Genomic DNA, 20,393 nt, shown 5'->3' with positions numbered 1-20,393 from the left:
ATAAGGTAGTATTACTCTCTATTTTTATACACCTTAAGAAGCGATTATTAAGTATGGCAAACGATCCAAGAAAACTACTGGTCACTTGTGCCCTTCCGTACGCTAACGGTTCGATTCACCTAGGTCATATGCTTGAGCACATTCAAGCTGACATCTGGGTTCGCTACCAACGCCTACGTGGCAACACTGTAAACTTCATCTGTGCTGACGATGCTCACGGCACGCCAATCATGCTAAAAGCACAACAGATGGGTATTACGCCAGAAGAGATGATCGCTGCAGTAAGTGAAGAGCACCAGAAAGACTTCGCTGGCTTCGATATTAGCTTTGATAACTACCACAGCACACACTCTGAAGAGAACCGTGAGCTGGCTTCACACATTTACCTAGAGCTGAAAAAGAATGGCTTTATCTCTAGCCGCACTATCTCTCAGCTGTTTGACCCTGAAAAAGAGATGTTCCTACCGGACCGTTTCGTAAAAGGTACTTGCCCTAAGTGTAAGTCAGAAGAGCAATACGGTGACAACTGTGACAACTGTGGTGAAACGTACAGCCCAACTGAACTGATTGATCCTAAGTCAGCAGTATCTGGTGCGACACCAGTGATGAAAGACTCTGAGCACTTCTTCTTCGACCTACCTCAGTTCGAAAGCATGCTCCAAGAGTGGACTCGCTCTGGCTCACTTCAAGCTGAAACAGCAAACAAGATGCAAGAGTGGTTTGAGTCTGGTCTTCAACAGTGGGACATCTCTCGTGATGCGCCGTATTTCGGCTTTGAAATCCCAGGTGAGAAAGACAAGTTCTTCTACGTTTGGCTAGATGCCCCTATCGGCTACATGGGTTCATTCAAAAATCTATGTGACAAGCGCGATGACCTAGACTTCGACGAGTACTGGAAGAAAGACAGCACAACTGAGCTTTACCACTTCATTGGTAAAGACATTGTTTACTTCCACTCGCTATTCTGGCCGGCAATGCTTGAAGGCAGTGGTTTCCGAAAGCCAAACAACGTATTTGTGCACGGCTACGTAACCGTAAACGGTGCGAAGATGTCTAAGTCGAAAGGCACATTCATCAAAGCCGCTACTTACTTGAACCACCTAGACCCAGAGTGTCTACGCTACTACTACGCCGCTAAGCTAAACAGTCGTATCGATGATCTCGATCTTAACCTTGAAGACTTCACTCAGCGTGTGAACGCAGACGTGGTCAACAAGATTGTTAACCTAGCGTCTCGTAACGCAGGCTTCATCAGTAAGCGTTTCGAAGGCAAGCTGTCTGAAAACTTCGCTGAGCCAGAGCTATACAACGAATTCGTTGCTGCTGCTGATCGTATTGCAGAGCTTTTCGAAACTCGTGAGTTTGGCCGTGCTATCCGTGAAATCACGGCACTGGCAGACAAAGCCAACCAATACGTTGATGAAAAAGCACCGTGGGTTGTAGCCAAAGAAGAAGGTAAAGACCAAGAACTACAAGACATCTGTTCTGTGGGTATTAATCTATTCCGCGTTCTAATGACTTACCTGAAACCAGTCATGCCAGAGCTTGCAGCACGAACGGAAGGCTTCCTAAACGAAGAACTGACTTGGGAAGGTATCGCTGCTCCACTAACGGGTCACGAAATCACTAAGTTCAAAGCACTGTTCAATCGCATCGATCCTAAGAAAGTTGAAGCCATGGTTGAAGCTTCAAAAGAAGATGCAGCAGCGGAAGTTGCAGCAAAAGAAGCGGCAGAAGCAGCAAAGAACCAAGCAAGCCAGACGGAACTTGATAAAGAGCCAATTGCAGACGAAATCGAATTCGATGACTTTGCCAAAGTTGATCTTCGTATCGCTAAGATCGTTGAGTGTGAAGAAGTGCCAAAAGCAAACAAACTTCTCAAATTGAAGCTGGATATCGGTGGTGAAGTCCGTCAGGTATTTGCAGGCATTAAGTCAGCTTACAAGCCTGAAGATCTGATTGGTAAGCACACGGTTATGGTGGCAAACCTTAAACCACGTAAGATGAAGTTTGGTATGTCTGAGGGCATGGTACTAGCAGCGGGCCCGGGTGGCAGCGATCTTTGGATCCTAGAACCACACGAAGGTGCCCAGCCAGGCATGCGCGTCATGTAAGTCAGCTGACTTTTAGTTACTCAAGCCCCGCTTTTATAGCGGGGCTTTTTTGTTAATGTAGCCATAATGAGTGCATCACAATACGCAAAGCCATGAATTAACATACAAAATAAAAATCAATAAATAAATAACTTAATATTGATATATATAAAATAAACCTTTAGCTTTGGGGCAAATAACAAGGATTTGCTCTAATGTCTGACACCGCGATTACAATTGAAAACAATACCGACTCTTCGGTACACCATACAACGTCTACAAACAATATAAGGCTTAATCAAACTCGCTCTTTTATATGGGAGTTCTTGCTCAGTTTTGCTACTTTTGGCAGTTACTCCAGCTTCTATTTCATATTTCGAACACACGAATTTAACAAGCTAGGAAAGAAAAGGTTTACACCGTGGTTGTGGTTGTTTTCTTTAACACCCGTCATTTCATTATTTAGTCTACCGGCGTTGCATACAGCTTTAAATGAACTCGAAGCTGAATACCGCTCTCCTCATAGTAAGAAGTTCAACGCTCTAATCGTGATGTTGATGTTACTAAGTAGTACTTATTTAGCAATATCATCAAGCTTACATAGCCCAGTATGGCTCGACGTACTGATACTCACCATTTTTTCCGTTAGCTTCTCTTTGTTTGCCAAGCGTATATCGACCCTGAAACATGCGATACCTAATGTTAACTGGACTAAAGAACACAAAATTAAAGTTATCCTCAAATGGCTGTTTACCGTTATCTTTGTGCCTCTCTACATCATCGCAATTGCTTCCGAGCTTATTGATATATACAAATATAAAGATACGCCAAGACTTGAAAAAAACACTTCCATTTCCATCTCTCAAGATCAAATAGCATCACTCAGTTTCTTTGAAGACGGATGGTATCAGGATGAAATAGGCACCTACTCTGACGGTAGCGCTGAAGCTGAGTTTAGTAACATCAATACATCGAGCTATCTAATGTTATTTACTTATGACGAAAAGTTTGACCTGCTTGATGAGCATATTCACGCTAGACGAAGTTGGGTAGAAAACGAGCTATCGCAAACAAAATGTCACCAGGATAAATACCTGTTAAGTGACCAACTGTCTGTAAAGGTTGACCTTATTTGTAGCGGACAAGCAAATGGTGAAGATCAAGTGGGGTTTGTTAGTGTTATTGAAACCGCAAACAAAACGTATGAAATTATAGGTATATACGCTGGCTCACCCTATTCTTTTTCACAAAGTAGTCAAGAGATCACTCAGATGGTCAGGGAGTTCAAAACACGATGAAAAAGTTAATTATCTTCACTTTAGTGAGTTTTGGGGCCATTGCAGCAGACCAAAAGGAAAGTGTTGTTTGGCAACAAGATCTAACTGCAAATCGAACACTAATAGAACAAGCAAATGTGCTGAAGGACTCAGTGGCTAACACCGATACAATGACAAGGTTGTTGTACCAGCAATATTTCGATATACAAGCCAGAAACGTCGAACGTATCGTAACTATTGTCGACTATTATCCGGACTTTACAGACACCAAGGAATACGGGTCAAAATCGATCTATTTCGACAGATATGAACAACAGGTTGATATCATTGCTGCCACGACCATTTCTCCACAAGGTGAACTCGTCAATGTCGACCCTAAGTTAACAAAGCTACTTGATACTCATAGTGAAAATACTTTTACAGATCAACAACAACTGCTCATTCCGCTTCCGTCTCTAAAGAAAGGCAGCATTTCAATTGTTAAGTATAGGACTACAACTACACGCTCAGAGCAAAACGACCACTGGTCAAATCAAAGCTACACTCGACGCTCATACCCAATACTTAATTACCTGTTGGAAGCCAATTGGCGTCCTGAAGAAGTCATCCAATGGAAAGCAAATACAAAGGATGTTGTCTGTACAGACCAAGCGCATGGTATGCAATGTCGTGGTGAAAATATCGAACCATATCAAAATGATAACTCAACTCGATGGCAGGACCATATAGGTCGAATAGAAATATCAAATTTTTCCAATTGGCAGCAAGTAATAGATCAAGCAAATGCAGCTATGTCAGATGCGGAAAATGACGTTAGAGGCCTCGATTCCTTGTACGCAGAACTTTCGCAAAAAGCGAAAGACACGGATGAAGTCATAGCCAATATACTAGAATTCGTCGCTCGTGATATTCGCTACGTATCAATGTCTGAAGCTGAGCACTCCATTACCCCACACACATTTTATGAGACCATCAATAATCGCTATGGAGACTGCAAAGATAAGTCAACGCTACTCAAAGCGCTGTTAGCGAAAGCTGGTATAGATTCGAGACTTGTCTTAGTTGATACAGATCGCTTTAACCAAGACTCTATGTTGCTTCCTGCGATGAATCACTTTAATCACGTCGTTGTGTGCTTCGACTTATCCGGCAAAAAATACTGCCTCGATCCGACAGATACTTACACTAATTGGCAGTCGACACCTACTTGGATTCAAGGTAAAGCGAGTTTAGCCCTCGAAAACAACCAGCGCCCAAAAAGCATCAACGCAAGTCCCTATCGTTGGAAGGTTGATTCTGAGGTCACATTGCAATTCGACCAACAAGGCGGACAATTGGAACAGCAGTCTCGTATCTACACAGGGGAGTATGCGGCCTACTACCGTCGAAAATTGCTGTCACTAAGTAAGGAGGAACAACAACAGTTCCTTGAAGAAGAGTACGATGCTGAAGTTAGTTCACTGGCAACACCGGATTTCTTGGTTACTCACGTCAACGATATGAACGCGTTACTTAAAATCAACTCAGATGCTGAATTCGAGCCCTTCCTTGACCCTACAGATAAGAAGCTCAGCTACTATGAAAATGATGCTTGGTTAGCGTATGAACTCAGTTCAATGAAACTTGAAAATGAGTGGCACAGTGAAACTTTTTCAGGCATTAGTGTATCCAGTAAATATACGTTTGATCTCGCTAACAGCCCGTGGCTTGTAAAGTACCTACCTTCAACAGTAACATTTCAGCACAAGTACGGTAGTATGATACGCACTGTAGAAATGAAGTCAGACAATAAGTTCAACGTAACCACTCAGGTGAAGATACGTGCTCAAACGGTTCCAGGGAAAGAGATTGAATCGTTTAATAGCTTTATCCAGATACTTGAAGACCATTCTCAGATTCAATTTACTGCTTTTAGCAAAGCTTAGTTCTTATCACGCTCGTTCTCGAAGCCCCGCTTTTATAGCGGGGCTTTTTTTGTGCCCTATTTCACACTTTTGGTGAGTTCGTGCACCTTCTGAGAGCATAACTGCACACCTAAAAACAATAAGTAGTTGAAATATAATAGATAAAATTCTGGCATCAAAGCTGCTCCTAGCATTGAGAGGTATCAAGCAACAAGGAGTCAGTCATGTTTGTACTCATTTCTCTCGTTATATCCATTGGCATTTTGCTGACGCTGTTTCACTTTTCAAAACACCGTCAAACGACACTACAGAGAAAATTCGACATTCTCGTATTACTTAGGCAAGTTTTGCTGCTGAGTCGACAGCACAGATCGCTCACTCATCAAGCACTGTCCCTTCAACATCAATCTCAGAGCTTTCCTGAGTTAGAACGAATCTATGACCAAATGATGGAAAAATCGGGTGAGCTTATCGCTGTGGCACAGTTTGAAAACAAACCTATGTACCGAATACTGCAGCTCAAACTGAAAGGACTACATAAAGAATGGTCACAACGCTCTGTTGCGCGCAATCAAGTCATTCATGGGCATGCCATCCGCCATTGTATGTTCATGATGGATGAGGTGGCTATTGCATGGCTGATTGAATCCGGAAGAGAAGAATTGAGTGACGAATACCATCTAAACTGGCAACAAGTGTTAGATAGTATGGAAGTGCTTACTCAGTTACGCGTATGCATTCAAGAAGCACACTACCCAGAGGGAATGCTAAGAGTTAAATACTATTGTGAGAAGTCGAGACGAAAACTTAATCAACTCTCTTTAATTTGTCCAATGTCGATTGCCTCACCGCTAAGCTCAAAGTCCATGCATACTTTGTCCGAAATAGGTGCTTCTGATGATATGGCGCTTTCAGTGGAAGAGCTCTACCAACTGACGACAGATATCTCCCTGATTATTTCTCAGGTGTATGACCAGATGTTGTCCAACATGACAGAAAGTTTGTATTTGCCTCTCCCTAAAGTGGCTTTTAGTTAGCCGAACATCCCGTTATAGGTGTGTGTATTGCGAAATAAAAAAGCCCTGCTCAAAGAGCAGGGCTTTAGAAAGGGAAAAGTTTGCTATTAAAGCATCTTGCGTGCAGCTTCAACCACAACTTTGATTGAACGCGCTTCTGTTTCTTTTAGCGTTGAATGGTCTGGGATCTCTTTCTGAGTACGGTTGATAATAACACCCGCCACACAGCCCGCTTTCAGACCTGAGCTCGCACACATGGTTAGCAATGTTGCAGACTCCATTTCAAAGTTCAGCACGCCCATATCTTGCCATTCTTTCATCGAGCCTTGGAAACGCTTCACTACGCGACCTGAGAATGTATCGTAGCGTTCCTGACCTGGGTAGAAGGTATCACTAGATGCAGTGACACCCATGTGTACATTTGCACCAGACTCTTCAACAGCGGCTTTCATCGCTGTCGCCACTTCAAAATCAGCCACTGCTGGGAATTCCATCGGAGCAAAGTGAAGACTAGCGCCATCTAGGCGGACAGAACCTGTTGAAACAATCATGTCACCAACATTAACGTGTGGCTGAATTGCACCCGTTGTCCCTACTCGTAGGAAAGTACGAACACCTAGTTGCGCCAACTCTTCGACAGCGATCGAAGTAGAAGGACCACCAATACCAGTAGAACAAACCACAACCGGCTTACCATCTAACTCAGCACGGTAAAGTGTGTATTCACGGTGGCTCGCCAAAAATACCGGATTCTCCATTTCTTCGGCGATCTTTTGAACGCGCGCGGGGTCACCTGGAATGATCGCCAACGTGGCACCAGCAAGATCAGCTTCAGTAACGCCTAAGTGAAATACGGCTTGAGACATAGGGGGCTCCTTAGTTTGACGAAACTTGATTCAACACACGAACCTGTTCGTTCTATAAATTTCATTGGGTACAGGAATACTTTATCTGACTCACGCCCGCCAAAGAGTGACAAGTCTCACATTGATGAGCGCAAACAGTATTAACATTACACATAAAATCGTTTGGCATCACATTTTTATACAAATAGCCTGCTCATGTTGCATAAAAAACAGCCTCTATACCATGGATACAGAGGCTGAGAGTTTAGTCAGGAATGCAGTGACTCGCTATTCCTGCTGGGACTTAAATTTCAATAGCCGAAGCGCATTCAACGTCACAATCGCTGTTGCCCCACTATCTGCTAATACTGCCACCCAGAGGCCAGTAATACCCAATAAACTGGTCACTAAGAACACTCCCTTCAGACCCAGAGCTAAGAAGATATTCTGACGAATATTGCTTAGTGTCGCACGCGACAGCTCAATCATACCTGCCAGCTCCACTAAACGGTTGTGAGTAATTGCAGCATCCGCGGTTTCGAGAGCCACGTCTGTTCCCCCCCCATAGCGATACCGATATTTGATGCTTTCATCGCAGGTGCATCATTGATACCGTCACCGACCATAGCAACGTTTGCATTAGCGGAAAGCGCCTCAACATAGGTGACTTTGTCCTGAGGCAGAAGGCTGGCTTTGAAATCAATGTCGATCATTGAACTGATCGCTTGCGCGCTGCGAGGGTTATCACCTGTTAGCATAATCGAATTGATACCTAAACCTTTCAACGCTTTCACAGCTTTGGCGGAATCTTCTCTTAACGTATCTTGCCAAGCAATCAAGCCTAGTACTGTGTCTTCGTTTTGGACAGCAACTACCACTGTCTTACCGTGCTCTTCCATCTGACGAACACGAGTTTGGATGTCGCTGCTCAGCTCGAATCCCAGTTTGCTTGGTGCAATCGCTTGATACACAACCCCATTCACTACACCGCGAATACCACTACCAATCAACGCCTGTTTGTCCGAAGCCTCTGGTAAGTTAATGCCCGTTGATTTTGCTTTGTTCACCAGCGAGACTGCTAGAGGATGGCTGGAACCCACCTCAATAGCCGCAATGTTCTCAAGCAACTCCAACTCTTGCACATCACCAAGAGTAATGATGTCGGTTACTTCCGGTTTACCTTTGGTCAAAGTACCCGTCTTGTCGAAGGCGATGGTTTCAATCTTTCCAAGCTGTTCTAGCGCCGCTCCACCTTTGATTAGAGCCCCACGTTTTGCTGCCGCAGCCAGCCCCGATGTAATCGCTGCTGGTGTGGAGATCACCAGTGCACAAGGGCATGCAATCAACAGCAACGCCAGACCACGGTAGACCCAAGTTTCCCATGGCTGAGCAAAGAACATTGGCGGCACGATAATCACAAACAGTGACACCAGCATCATGAGTGGCGTGTACCAACGGCTAAATTTGTCTAAGAAACGTTCCAGAGGCGCTTTACGTGATTCTGCTTCTTCAATTAGATGAAGAATACGATCAATGGCATTCTCACCTTGTTTAGAGGTAATCGTGAAGCGCACCACTTTGTCCACTACAACAGCACCAGCCATGACAGATTCATTTTGGTAACGCTCGACTGGGATTGACTCGCCGGTGAGTGCACTTTCATCGAAACTGGCGACTTCACCGATTAATTTGCCATCTGCGGGCAATCTTGCTCCAGGCGACACCTCGATGATATCGCCAGGTTGCAACTCACTGGCTGAGACTTCAACACGCTGGCCGTCAATAATTTTGGTCGCGGTTTCCGGCACCAATTCCATCAAGGCTTGCACGCCGCTGCGGGCACGAGAAGCTGCAAAAGCCTCTAACTGCTCACCAATCAAGAACAGCAGTAATACCATGGCCGCTTCAACGGTCTCCCCCAGATAAAGAGCACCCAGTGCTGCCACACTCATCAGAGTTTCAATGGCAAAGGGCGTACCTGATTTGGCTAATACAATCGCTTTCTTACCGATGGGATACAGGCCAGCCAAACACGTCAGGATAAACATCCATTCGCTGACTAGAGGAAGAGCCGGTTTGAGCACTGCCGCAACCGCCATCGCCGATGCAATCGCAATAATCTGGGCGTTTTGCTTGAAGATATGTTTCCAACCAGAAGTCGTTTTTTGATTAGAAGAAGAGTTGGGACTGGCAAAGCTAAAGCCAGTATCACGAATAGTTTGTTCAACCAGTTGCGCCACACCAGAGTGGTCTACTTTTACAACCAATTTTTCTGTCGCAAACAGAACTTTGGCTTCAACAACGCCATCAACTTTGTTAACGGCAGTTTCAATTTTTCGCGCGCAGGATGGGCAGTCCATACCACCGATTTTCCAGCTTTGTGTCATTCGAGGGTCTTGTGACAGACCGGAGTCACTTTCCTCATCGGCTGGGTCAGTGCCACTGCCACAACTGTCTGAGCTGCAGCAGCCAGAATCTACCGTTTCAACGCCTGCCATCTTAATGGTTGAAATTTTTGGGCTGGCACAAGAGCCTGTATTTGAAGGATTAACCGCCACTTTGTCTGAACGACATGCTTGATGTTTGGTGCACATAAACTTATCTCCATTGAATGTACACCTTAATCATAAACCTTGGAGTCAACTCCAAGGTCAACTATTTTTTGCTTCCTGAGGCAAAATTTCTTTCTGTCTCGCCACTTCATCAATCAAAACAGCGTCATGAGTACAAAACGGTTGCGAATTAATACTGGTGATCGAGGGGTCCTCCTCCACTAGCTCTGCAGTACCACCTTTGATTAAGTCGGCTAAATGCATGCGCAATACCAAGGTGGCTAGGATGCCGAACACAATCGATCCAAGCGCTTGACCATAAAGCACGCCCAATGCCCCGAACCAATTCGAGCCTAAATAGACAAACGGTAACGTCCCTAACGTCGCTTTACCTAAGTTTAGCGCTGTAGAATAGAGCGGTTTACCGAGATTGTTAAATGAGGTGTTGGCGACAAATTGAGCGCCATTAAAAATAAAGCTTGCGGCCACATAGGTACAAAAGGCAGAGACGATAACGGCGGCATCACCTTTCAAGCTGAACCCAGAAATCACCAACGATTGTGCGAAGTAGAGAATGAAGCAAACCAGAATAGTATAAGTAGTGGTCACGATTAGTGAGTTGTTTAACGTATCACGCACACGATCAAACCGCTCTGCTCCGAAGTTTTGGCCTATGATAGGCCCGACCGCACCCGACAAAGCAAAAATCACAGCAAAGCACACTGGAATCAAGCGTCCGATAACCGCATAACCTGCAACAAAATCTTCGCCGTATTGTGCAATCGATGTAGTGACAATCGCGTTACCAATCGGAGTCGCGATATTAGTAATCACGGCCGGAATTGCAATCATCAGAATAGCTTTAAGGTTATTGCTCCATACAGATAGCGAGAGTGGTGCCACCAACCGATGAATACGAATTAGGGGGTGATGGAGAAAAACAGTACGATAAAACGAGCAAAAACAGTGGCAATAGCCGCACCTTCCACATTCCAGCCAAAACCAAAAATGAAAATCGGATCGAGAATGGCGTTTGCAATACCGCCGGCCAAGGTCGCCCACATTGAACGCTTCGCATCTCCCGCGGCTCTTAAGCCTGCGCCCGCGGACATAGCAATGGCAATCACAGGGCCACTCGGAATAAGAATCCTCAAATAAGCTTCGGCGCGCTCTGCCACGTACCCTTTAGCACCAATCGCGTGCAGCAATTCAGGAATGTAGAGAAACATAACCGCGCTGACCACACTGCTGATAACAAAAGCGGTGGCAATAATACTGCTACTCAATCGCCTTGCATGATCACGCTGTTTAGCCCCTATCGCTTTAGAGACTAATGCCCCCATAGCGATCGAGGTACCAATAGAAATAGAGGTGGAGAAAAACACCAATGTACCAGCAAAACCGACCGCAGCAGCTAATTCAACTTGCCCTAACATGCTGATAAACAACATATCCAGTAAGTCGACAACAAACAGGGCCATTAAACCCACAGAGCCTGCTCCTGACATCACTAGTATGTGGCGCATGGTTGAGCCTTCAACAAATTTAGCGCTCTGATCCTGCATGCTTCTCCTACGGGTTTTGCTGATATCAATAACAACAAGAGGCGCATCGTTGCGCCTCTTTCTAAAATTTATAACACGCCACTATACTGGATGTTTAAAGCAATCGTCGAGATTCTTCGCCACCGCTCTGAGTACATCACGACGTGTAATAATGCCGACGAGTTTGCCGTTATCAATCACCGGATACACTTTCGGTTTACCCACTTGCATCATATCTGCCAGCTCAATAATTGAGGTATCAGGTCCAACCGAAATAACATCAGGATGCATGCAGTCCGAAACAATGTGAGTATCCTGACAGTAGTAACTGACCTTAACCAGTTTATCTAGCAAGTCATGCCCTGAAAGAAAACCAATCACTTGTTCTTTTTCATTAATAACCGGTCCACCGAGATAACTCGACTTCATCACTTTTTCCAGCGCAGCACTTAGTGACATTTCAGGTTTAAACGTCACGGCTTGCAGTGTCATGTAATCTCTTACTTTCAATGATTCCATTTGTATCTCCTTAAAGAGCAAGTCACGCTTGCCATATTGTAATTGTTGTCTAATTTCTTGATTTTACTAAATTGAAAACAACAATTTTTCCAATAGACGTTACCTATCACAGAACTAGTCGCCGGGACAGTTGGACTGCGCATCACGTGTGGCCAGCCAACTACTGAACAGTGAGACACAAAACGGGACACAATAGGTCAAAGACGCTTTGGCCCAGTTGACAGAGCCTTCCCCAAGAATCGCATCATACTGGTTGATGACATTGAGTAACGTGCCGACTACGGCCGCAATGATCAGCGCTCTTTTGGTCATTTGTGCATTCATATGAGCAAGCCTTATGTTTGTATCAATACTTGGTGACCTAACTAAACTATAGTTAGAAGATTTAAAGCAGTTAAAGATTCCCCCTCGCCCAACATGCCAGCGCGACACCAAACATATAGATTGATCAAATACAAAACAGGCCCATCATCAAGAGGGCCTGCTTTTATGATTTCCAACGCTCAGCAGCTTTGGTATCCGACTCTCGGGATTCAACCCAACGAGTCTCTTCTGTTGTGCGTTCTTTTTCCAAAACGGTGCTTGGGTCTTGAGATAATCCATGATGAATTCGCAGGCTTCAAACGCCGCACCTCGGTGAGCACTTGAAACACCAACGAAAACTATCTGATCGCCAATATTCAAATCACCGACACGATGAATCACACGAACATCAAGCAAAGGCCAGCGCTGCTCAGCTTTCTGGCAAATTTCGGCGAGTGCTTTTTCTGTCATCCCCGGATAATGCTCCAGAGATAGCCCAGTGACCTTATCGCCAAGGTTCATGTCTCGTACTTTGCCAACAAATGTAACGACGGCGCCAGAGGCTGTGCCCAGTGCGAGAGCTTCGTACTCAGCGCCAACAGAAAAATCTTCGAACTGAACAGACACACGTTCCATGATTAACCTCCTGTCACAGGAGGGAAAAAAGCCACTTCATCACCATCACTCAAAGGGTGCTCAAGAGACACAATAGACTGATTCACTGCTGCCAGTAATTTGCCTGGTTCCAACGCTAAGTCCCATTTACCGTCGCGGGCTGCAAGTTCTGCTCGTAGTGCTTCTACGGTCTCAAAACGAGCTTCTAGTTCAAGTTCATCAGTATCAACCAATTCACGGGTTTGAGCAAAAAACAGAACTTTAATCATGCATCCACCTTAAAATGACCTGACTTACCACCCGTTTTCTCCAGCAGACGAACTTGGCCTATCACCATGTCTTTTTGTATAGCTTTACACATGTCGTAGATAGTTAATGCGGCCACTGATGCGGCGGTTAGGGCCTCCATTTCAACACCGGTCTTACCTGCTAACTTACACACAGACTCAATACGAACCATATTTTCAGCTTCGATCGCTTCTAGCTGCACTTCAACTTTAGACAGCAATAAGGGGTGGCAAAGTGGAATTAAATCCCAAGTTTTCTTCGCGGCTTGAATACCGGCAATACGCGCGGTCGCAAACACGTCACCTTTATGATGAGAACCAGACACGATCAATTGCAAAGTCTCAGGTTTCATATGAACAAAAGCTTCAGCGCGAGCTTCTCGTACTGTTTCTGCTTTGGCCGATACATCAACCATGTTTGCTTCACCAGAAGCGTTGATATGAGTGAATTCGCTCATTAGCTACTCCTGAAGGTTAAACCGCTAGGTGAGGCATAAAGTTACAAGGACGATGGCTGGCATCCAACTGTTGCTTAATGATCTTTGTCCAACCTGTACGACACGCACCTGTCGAACCCGGCATGGCAAAAATAACGGTATGGTTAGCAAACCCTGCAATCGCGCGTGATTGAATGGTCGATGTACCGATTTCTTCGTATGACACCTGACGGAACAGCTCACCAAACCCTTCTACTTCTTTGTCAAACAGAGGCTTAAGTGCTTCAGGTGTACTATCGCGAGAGGTAAAGCCCGTACCACCGGTAATCATCACAGCTTGCACGCTTTCATCCGCAATCCACTGAGAAACGATCGCACGGATTTTGTACATATCGTCAATCACGATCTGCTTGTCCACCACGTTGTGACCCGCTTCCTTTGCGTTCTCAACCAGATATGCGCCAGAAGTATCATTTTCTTCTGTACGTGTATCAGAGACGGTTAACACTGCAATGTTTGCTGGTTGAAATTTGCTTTCTGCGTGACCCATTTGTTCACCTACCTATTTCGATTTGTTCAGATTGCGCCAAGCTGAGGCTTAGCCCAACATAATATGATTTGAGAATTGAGTATCAGCGTTTAGCCGCCTATCGATGCGAGATGCGGTGTCATGCCCGCATTGCCATCATGAAGGAAGTGGCTCACTGATTTCGTCTGTAATTGAGCCTGAATACGCTCAATCAACGCATTTTCTTGCGAGTCTTGCTGCAATAAGTCACGCAGCTCAACACCATGTTCACCAAACAGGCACAAGTGCAATTTGCCTTTAGCCGAGACACGTAAGCGGTTGCAGCTCTCACAGAAGTCTTTTTCATAAGGCATGATTAGGCCAATTTCACCTTGATAATCAGGGTGAATAAAAACCTGAGCAGGGCCATCGTTGTTTGCACGCGCTTTAAGTAACCAACCATTGGCAATCAGCTGATTACGAATCGCTACACCTGAAACATGATGATTGTGGAAGAGCTGATCCATCTCACCCGTTTGCATCAGCTCAATAAAACGCAGCTGAATTGGACGGCTTTTAATCCAACCTAGGAACGCTGGTAATTCGTGAGAATTGAGGTCCTTCATCAACACCACGTTTACTTTGATCTGCTCGTAGCCAACTTCAAAGGCGCGATCGATACCGGCCATCACTTGTGCAAACTTATTTTCGCCAGTAATTTGATGAAACATTCGTGGGTCAAGACTATCGACACTGACATTAATGTGGGTCAATCCAGCTCGTTGCCAATCCGCGACCTGCTTTTCCATCCGGTAACCATTGGTGGTGGTGGCGATCTTATCAATACCTTCGGTCTCCGAAACGGTACGAATAATATCGGTAAAATCTTTACGCAAGCTTGGCTCACCGCCAGTGATACGGACTTTCGACGTACCACAGTCAGCAAACGCCCTAACCACACGTTTGATCTCTGGAAGCGTTAAAAAAGACGAGTTTTTCTGTCCCGAGGGTTGATAACCATCAGGCAGGCAATATGTGCATTTAAAGTTACAGACATCTGTAACAGAGAGACGCAAGTAGTAAAACTTGCGTCGAAATCTATCTTCGAATTGTTGCGCCACGGAACACCTTTCCAAACACGGGAGGCGATAATCATTTCCAATTATGCCCTGGTGACAATCAGTCACTGGCTCAGCACGCATATTCATTATGAACTTAGCCCGATGAGCTCGGAGTTATGGCAACTGCCTATTAAGATCTGCGCTTAAAGACAGCAGCTGACGATAAAATACTTAATAATTGTGTGTGTTTCTACCCTAAACAGAAAAAAATCACATCCAGCGCCCAAAATACCTCGTATTGAGTACTTTCAGCAGTTCAATTATTCTAGATTGTAGATGAATATGATCAAATAAGAACAAAATTGATGACTCTGTACTGTACAAAAAAAGTGGTCGCCATTGGCGGTGGCCACGGCCTAGGACGTATGTTAGCGGCTTTGAAAGACTTTGGTGGAAATGCGACAGGCATTGTTGCTACTACAGATAATGGAGGCTCGACCGGAAGGATCCGTCACTGTCAGGGAGGCATAGCTTGGGGTGACACACGAAACTGTATCAACCAATTAATTACTGACCCTTCAATCAGTTCGATGATGTTTGAATACCGCTTTAAAGGTTCAGGCGAATTAGATGGTCACAACTTAGGCAACTTAATGCTAACTGCACTCGACAACCTTTCGGTTCGGCCTTTGGATGCAATTAACCTTATTCGTAACATGCTGAAAGTAGACGTGAATATCATTCCAATGACAGAGCACCCCGCTGATTTGAAAGCACTCGCTCCAGACGGCCAGTGGGTAACTGGAGAAACGAGTGTCGATGAAATGCCAGAGAAACTGGTACGCCTCGACTTAGAGCCCGAAGTTCCAGCGACCACTGAAGGCGTGCTGGCGATAGAGCAGGCTGACGCCATCATTCTTGGTCCGGGCAGTTTTCTAACCAGTATTATGCCGCCGTTGTTATTATCTGAAATTGGTCGAGCCATTGAGAATAACAAGAAAGCTCAACTGGTTTTCGTTGAAAACCTCTCTCCAGAAAGTGGGCCTGCCGGTAAGTTGACCCTTAAAGAAAAGCTAGAATGGTGTCAGCGTGCTTGCCGCGGGCGTAAAATTGATGTGGTACTGGGTGAAGAAACGCATCCCGAATTAAACGATTGGAATTGCGTGACGACGCCTCTGGCTTCACCGAATCGAGACTGGCGACACGACAGAAGCAAATTGCAATCTGCCGTAGAATCGCTATTTTGTCAGTAATGCTCTGTAACGCTGTTGGGTTTCACTCAACAGCGCGACCATTTGCAGCTGCGTCGCTGAGATATCGAGCTGCTGACCCGATTTAGCCTTGGCATCCACTTCAACAGCGTATGCACAGAGAGATTCAGCGCCAAAGCTCGCTGCACTGCTCTTTAGCGCATGACTAATCTCTTTTAGATAGGCATCTTTATCCAAATCTTCGTCAGTGCTTAGCTTCTCAATGTATTGCACCAGCTCCCCGAGAAAGATATCGAGTAAAATGGGGACATTATCGGCACCAATTTCACTGGCCAATCGGTCTATTTTGGTTTGATTTAAGACTTCCATGATCGATTACTGTGTTTCCTTAGTGTTCCAGTTTTGTAGCTTACGATAAAGCGTTGATGGGCTGACATCTAAATAACCCGCCGCTTTAGGAATATTTCCTTCACAGGCCTTAATCGCTTGCTCGATGGCTTTCTTCTCTGTTAACCACAGAGGGAAAATGTCATGCACAGAAAAGCTGTCTTTGTCCTGCAGTTCAATCCTTATCTGCCTCTCAACTGGCTGGTTAAGTGGTGGTGGCAACATATCCATCGAGATATTTTCACCATTGTTGAGCACCACGACATTTCTCAGCACGTTTTGTAACTGACGCACATTACCTGGCCACTCGTATTGGGCAAAACGACTAACGACTTCTGGTGCCAATCGGACAAAGTCCTTTCCTTCCTCTTTAGACATAAAGCCTAGCAGAGAGTAAGCAATTTCTATGACATCATCACCACGCTCTCTCAAAGGAGGTAAGTGCAATGGGATCACGTATAAACGATAGTACAGATCTTCACGAAAGCGCCCTTCCTGCACCTCTTTCCATGGATCGCGATTGGTCGCACAAACAAAACGTACATCGACACTCTTCATTTTCGAGGAGCCCACTTTTTGAAATGTGCCCGTTTGGATAAAGCGTAGCAACTTAGTCTGCAGATCTAAATCCATTTCACACAGCTCATCGAGAAAGAGAGTACCACCATCGGCAAGTTCTGCTGCGCCTTGACGATCAGTAGCAGCCCCCGTGAACGCGCCTTTCACGTGACCAAACAACTCGCTTTCAATCAGATCTTTGGGAATGGCTGCACAGTTGATAGCAATAAAAGGTTTGTCGCCACGCTTACTAGCAGCGTGAATGGCTTCAGCACACACTTCTTTGCCCGTACCACTTTCTCCAGTAATAAAAATACTGGCTTTACTCGCTGCAGCGGAGTCAATGGTGCGATAGACAGCCTGCATAGTGTGGCTACTGCCGATAAAGCCTTGATAGTTCTGATTACCAGGATTATCTGCTTCATTTTTCAACTTCGTCGCTTTGCGAATAGCGTTGTTGACCGTGACACGAAGCCGATCAGCTTCACATGGTTTGATAAGGAAATCCTGTGCACCATGACGCATCGCTTCTACTGCCGTGTCAATCGAGCCGTGAGCCGTCATGAAAATTACTGGAACATCAGGGGTTTTCTGTTTTACTGCATGTAAGACATCCATGCCAGTCATGTCTGGAAGTCGCAGATCTAACAAAATTAAATCTGGAGTGCGAAAGTTGAGACTCTCGATAGCATCACGCCCAGTGCCAACAATATTGATATCGATGCCCAATGGAGTGAGATAAGAACGGTACAACGCCGCGACTGACGCTGTGTCTTCCACCATCAAAAGATATCTTGACTTTTGTGTTTGCGTATTTTGTTGCATAACCTAGCCGAATTTTTCTTCGCAATTTGTATAAATGATTGCATTGCGCTTTGCATTTTGCAAATTTATTGTTTAAAAAACGAGAAACGCCCTAAAATTGGCGTAAAAAAATTGGCACGTTAAATGCTGCTCAAATAATGACCCTTTGGGTCACCTAGCCAACTGACGTTGTTAGTGAACTTAGTCTTCACAACTTACAGCCAATAGGATGTTACCTACTGGCTATTTTTTTGCCTGTCAGAAGTTCATTCAGCTATTCACTATGAACTGCTGGCGCAATTTCTCTATCTGATCTCGTTTTTCAGCTGCCGCTTCGAACTCCAGATCCTGAGCATGCTGATACATCTGCGCTTCCAACTTGCTGATCTCTTTTTCAAGCTGTTGGGGTGTCATCGCATTATAGGACTGGGAGGGCTCAGCAACTTCAGACAACGGGACCTGTTTATTAGTTCGTTGTTTTTTGCTCTTAGCAATATCACCAAGTTCCATAATATCTTTGATATTACGCTTTAGTGCCTGCGGCTCAATGCCCATCTTAGCATTATAGGCTTGTTGTTTCTCTCTACGACGGTTGGTTTCTCCCATCGCCTTATGCATAGATTTCGTTACAGTATCGGCATAGAGGATCGCTTTACCATTAATATTCCGTGCCGCACGGCCTATGGTCTGAATCAGCGAGCGCTCCGAACGTAAGAAGCCTTCTTTGTCGGCATCAAGAATAGCCACCAGCGAAACTTCTGGCATATCCAAACCTTCTCGCAACAAGTTGATACCAACCAAAGCGTCAAACTTACCTAGTCGTAAATCACGGATAATTTCCACACGTTCGACCGTATCGATATCAGAATGGAGATAACGAACGCGAACATCGTGTTCTGTTAAATACTCAGTGAGATCTTCCGCCATTCGCTTTGTCAACGTTGTTACAAGGACACGCTCGTCTTTGGCAGAACGAAGGTGGATTTCAGACAATAGGTCATCTACCTGAGTCGCTACAGGGCGAACTTCTAATTCGGGGTCTAACAAGCCTGTGGGGCGCACAACTTGATCGGCAATTTCACTATCCGATTTTTCCAGTTCGTAGTTACCGGGTGTTGCAGAGACAAATATCGTTTGGGGTGCGAGAGATTCAAATTCTTCAAATTTAAGCGGACGATTATCCAGCGCTGAAGGCAATCGGAAGCCAAATTCCACCAAGGTCTCTTTACGAGAGCGGTCTCCTTTATACATGGCGCCAATTTGCGGTACCGTCACATGAGACTCGTCAATCACCAACAAACCATCATCGGGCAAATAGTCAAACAAAGTTGGAGGCGGTTCACCTTCACTACGACCACTGAGATAGCGCGAATAGTTTTCGATACCAGAGCAAAAACCAAGCTCGGTCATCATCTCGATATCAAATTGGGTCCGCTGCGAGATGCGCTGCTCTTCGAGTAGCTTGTTGTTGTCCAATAGGTATTTTTTGCGACTTTCCAATTCAACTTTAATGTTCTCTATCGCATCGAGGATCTTATCTCTGGGTGTGACGTAGTGCGTTTTGGGGTAGATAGTAAAACGCGGCAAATCGCGCTGTTTCACTACCCCTGTGAGAGGATCGAAAACACTGATACAGTCGATTTCATCATCAAACATTTCAATCCGGACAGCATCTTGATCAGATTCTGCGGGGAAAACATCAATCACTTCGCCACGGACACGGAACTGACCTCGCTCAAAAGCAACATCATTGCGGCTGTACTGCAACTCAGCCAGTCGACGCAGAATATCACGTTGATCCATCACGTCACCGCGACGCACATGCAGCATCATTTGCAAGTAAGACTGAGGGTCACCCAGACCATAAATCGCGGAAACAGAAGCCACTATGATAGCGTCTTTGCGCTCAAGTAAGGCTTTGGTCGCTGATAGACGCATTTGTTCAATGTGGGCGTTCACAGAGGCATCTTTCTCTATAAACGTATCCGTTGTCGGTACATAGGCTTCAGGTTGGTAATAGTCATAGTAAGAAACAAAGTATTCAACCGCATTATTAGGGAAGAATCCCTTCATCTCTCCATAAAGCTGTGCTGCCAGTGTTTTATTCGGTGCAAGCAGGATGGCCGGACGCTGTGCCTGTGCGATAACATTAGCTAGGGTAAATGTCTTGCCTGAACCTGTTACACCCAACAAGGTTTGATGCGCGAGTCCCGAATCTAATCCGTCCAACAACTGGCTAATCGCGGTTGGTTGGTCGCCTGATGGCTGGTAATCCGACACTAAATCAAAAACTTTGCTCATTGGCACCTCATCCGTACATGAAGAATAAATCGGGTCTATTTTGACTGTATGAATATACAGAAACAATAGCTAAAGAAAAAATAACCGCCTGTTTTAAATATTTTGTCCGCATACCGCTAGATCCTAATATTCAATCCTGCTACTATCTTTGGCCCTAAACTGTTTGCGCTC

At 45.2% G+C, this 20,393-nt stretch carries 15 protein-coding genes, 3 pseudogenes and 1 riboswitch; of the genes and pseudogenes, 5 read left to right on the top strand and 13 right to left on the bottom strand.

The genetic code is table 11. The features are described 5' to 3' along the window. Nucleotides 1-53 precede the first annotated feature (53 nt). The 4 genes from metG (at nucleotide 54) to KW548_06985 (ending at nucleotide 6,311) form a co-directional block, all read left to right on the top strand. Nucleotides 54-2,114, top strand: coding sequence for a methionine--tRNA ligase (gene metG / locus KW548_07000; GenBank protein ID QXX07997.1), 2,061 nt, complete (start codon nucleotides 54-56; stop codon nucleotides 2,112-2,114). Nucleotides 2,115-2,308: 194 nt separating this feature from the next. Continuing rightward, entirely contained in the window at nucleotides 2,309-3,391 is a 1,083-nt protein-coding gene (locus KW548_06995; protein ID QXX07705.1) for a hypothetical protein, read from the top strand. Continuing rightward, nucleotides 3,388-5,295: a DUF3857 domain-containing protein gene (locus tag KW548_06990; protein QXX07704.1), complete on the top strand. Its 1,908-nt coding sequence runs from the start codon at nucleotides 3,388-3,390 to the stop codon at nucleotides 5,293-5,295. The genes KW548_06995 and KW548_06990 overlap by 4 nt, the downstream gene beginning before the upstream one ends. 203 nt (nucleotides 5,296-5,498) lie before the next feature. Beyond that, complete coding sequence (locus KW548_06985) at nucleotides 5,499-6,311, top strand: hypothetical protein (GenBank protein QXX07703.1); 813 nt, start codon at nucleotides 5,499-5,501, stop codon at nucleotides 6,309-6,311. 86 nt (nucleotides 6,312-6,397) lie between these two features. Here the strand turns inward: KW548_06985 and udp are convergent, their stop codons facing one another. The 10 genes and pseudogenes from udp to moaA all read right to left on the bottom strand — a co-directional run bounded on the left by udp (nucleotide 6,398) and on the right by moaA (nucleotide 15,021). Then, entirely contained in the window at nucleotides 6,398-7,156 is a 759-nt protein-coding gene (udp, locus tag KW548_06980; GenBank protein QXX07702.1) for a uridine phosphorylase, read from the bottom strand. Between the two features lie 267 nt (nucleotides 7,157-7,423). Continuing rightward, nucleotides 7,424-9,729: pseudogene (locus KW548_06975) on the bottom strand (zinc/cadmium/mercury/lead-transporting ATPase). Between the two features lie 57 nt (nucleotides 9,730-9,786). Continuing rightward, a pseudogene (locus tag KW548_06970) lies at nucleotides 9,787-11,252 on the bottom strand (MATE family efflux transporter). Nucleotides 11,253-11,333: 81 nt separating this feature from the next. Further along, complete coding sequence (locus KW548_06965; protein QXX07701.1) at nucleotides 11,334-11,750, bottom strand: CBS domain-containing protein; 417 nt, start codon at nucleotides 11,748-11,750, stop codon at nucleotides 11,334-11,336. 114 nt (nucleotides 11,751-11,864) lie between these two features. Then, nucleotides 11,865-12,074, bottom strand: coding sequence for a nitrate/nitrite transporter NrtS (gene nrtS / locus KW548_06960; GenBank protein QXX07700.1), 210 nt, complete (start codon nucleotides 12,072-12,074; stop codon nucleotides 11,865-11,867). A 163-nt stretch (nucleotides 12,075-12,237) separates the two neighbouring features. After that, a pseudogene (gene moaE, locus KW548_06955) lies at nucleotides 12,238-12,692 on the bottom strand (molybdopterin synthase catalytic subunit MoaE). Further along, entirely contained in the window at nucleotides 12,692-12,937 is a 246-nt protein-coding gene (moaD, locus tag KW548_06950; protein ID QXX07699.1) for a molybdopterin synthase sulfur carrier subunit, read from the bottom strand. Before moaD ends, moaE begins: the two are co-directional and overlap by 1 nt. Beyond that, on the bottom strand, nucleotides 12,934-13,413 hold the full coding sequence (moaC, locus tag KW548_06945; protein ID QXX07698.1) for a cyclic pyranopterin monophosphate synthase MoaC: 480 nt from the start codon (nucleotides 13,411-13,413) through the stop codon (nucleotides 12,934-12,936). The genes moaD and moaC overlap by 4 nt, the downstream gene beginning before the upstream one ends. A 16-nt stretch (nucleotides 13,414-13,429) precedes the next feature. Next, nucleotides 13,430-13,942 carry a molybdenum cofactor biosynthesis protein B gene (moaB, locus tag KW548_06940; GenBank protein ID QXX07697.1) on the bottom strand — a complete coding sequence of 171 codons (513 nt, stop codon included), beginning with the start codon at nucleotides 13,940-13,942 and terminating at the stop codon, nucleotides 13,430-13,432. Between the two features lie 89 nt (nucleotides 13,943-14,031). Beyond that, nucleotides 14,032-15,021, bottom strand: a complete 990-nt coding sequence (gene moaA, locus KW548_06935; GenBank protein ID QXX07696.1) for a GTP 3',8-cyclase MoaA — start codon at nucleotides 15,019-15,021, stop codon at nucleotides 14,032-14,034. Beyond that, nucleotides 15,010-15,147, bottom strand: a riboswitch (molybdenum cofactor riboswitch). (Overlaps the previous gene by 12 nt.) Nucleotides 15,148-15,326: 179 nt before the next feature. On the opposite strand from moaA, the gene yvcK reads away from it, so the two are divergent. Then, nucleotides 15,327-16,214, top strand: coding sequence for a uridine diphosphate-N-acetylglucosamine-binding protein YvcK (gene yvcK / locus KW548_06930; protein QXX07695.1), 888 nt, complete (start codon nucleotides 15,327-15,329; stop codon nucleotides 16,212-16,214). Here yvcK and KW548_06925 read toward each other — a convergent pair. From KW548_06925 to uvrB, 3 genes are all read right to left on the bottom strand, one after another. Continuing rightward, a complete protein-coding gene (locus KW548_06925; GenBank protein QXX07996.1) occupies nucleotides 16,200-16,544 on the bottom strand; it encodes an Hpt domain-containing protein in 345 nt (114 codons plus the stop codon). The genes yvcK and KW548_06925 overlap by 15 nt on opposite strands. 3 nt (nucleotides 16,545-16,547) lie before the next feature. Then, on the bottom strand, nucleotides 16,548-17,942 hold the full coding sequence (locus KW548_06920) for a sigma-54 dependent transcriptional regulator (protein QXX07694.1): 1,395 nt from the start codon (nucleotides 17,940-17,942) through the stop codon (nucleotides 16,548-16,550). A gap of 249 nt (nucleotides 17,943-18,191) precedes the next feature. Continuing rightward, a complete protein-coding gene (gene uvrB / locus KW548_06915) occupies nucleotides 18,192-20,222 on the bottom strand; it encodes an excinuclease ABC subunit UvrB (GenBank protein ID QXX07693.1) in 2,031 nt (676 codons plus the stop codon). Between the last annotated feature and the right edge of the window lie 171 nt (nucleotides 20,223-20,393).

The sequence above is a fragment of the Vibrio neptunius genome, from assembly GCA_019339365.1.
Lineage (GTDB): Bacteria > Pseudomonadota > Gammaproteobacteria > Enterobacterales > Vibrionaceae > Vibrio > Vibrio neptunius.
Note: the sequence above shows the minus strand (reverse complement) of the source record. Positions and strands in the feature narration are given on the sequence as shown.